Origin of the sequence: Escherichia sp. WS1265, assembly GCF_046487585.1 — a bacterium.
GTDB lineage: Bacteria > Pseudomonadota > Gammaproteobacteria > Enterobacterales > Enterobacteriaceae > Escherichia > Escherichia coli.
In genome coordinates this window covers 1-890 of the sequence record NZ_JBJQJE010000086.1, presented here as the reverse complement: position 1 = coordinate 890, position 890 = coordinate 1, and the positions used below count along the sequence as shown (strand labels likewise).

Genomic DNA, 890 nt, shown 5'->3' with positions numbered 1-890 from the left:
CCACGATCGTGTGCGGCTCTGTGCGAATTTTTCGTCTTTTTCTGGAGGGTTTTGCAGTCAGGACGCCAATGATGGCACTGACATTTTCCGGTGACGGTATTCGACGTTGAGCTGTACGGGGAACCAGACGGCGGAGACGGTCCAGGCGAGGTGCATCCACGCTGATATACCTGTTTATAACAACGGGATCGCTACTGCAGCTTTTCTCATTGTCAGGGATGAAGAATGATGCTGATGGTACGGTTTCTCCCCGGAAAATAGAAAAGAACTCGCCAGGATGAAGTTCAATCAACTCCTGAACATCTATCTTACTTTCCATCAGGATGCTGATTTGTGGGCTGTCAATCCATGATTCACCAAATATGCCGTCCTGACGCTGCAGGTTGTTCATCCTCGCCCTGGCTTCTTCACCGGCGGCGCTTTTCAGCGTTTTGGCCGTACTGCCCTCGCTGACAATCCTGCCGGCAAATTTTGTCCCCGTGTTCTGCATCAGTGTTGCAGTATTCGTGGCTGTTGTCTGTCCTTCTATACGTTCCTGGTCCTGTGCCATCAAAATCAGAGCAAAATCCAGTGAACGCACCTGAGTGGCTTCCACAGCAATACGGTCTGTATAGTATGCCCCCACTTCATCAAGGAAACACAGATAAGGGAAACGCCCCTTATATTTTTTGACTTCCAGTGCATCGGAATCAGTTCCTTCGAGGCGGTAGCCCAAATCACGGGCGAGAATCATACTTTTCTGGGTGATAAACATTCGTCCAAGAGCAGACGTTGTATGTGCTGATGTATCCAGAGCGGGGATCATTACCATCAGAATCCTGTCGCTGTGAATGCTGTCACGGATATCGATATCACCGGAATCTTCAGCAAAAATATCCCCGAATGCTTCC

1 pseudogene is annotated in these 890 nt (G+C 49.4%); it reads right to left on the bottom strand.

Annotated elements, in window-relative coordinates:
- A pseudogene (locus tag ACJHX3_RS24935) lies at positions 1–890 on the bottom strand (conjugal transfer protein TrbC); the annotation flags it as partial.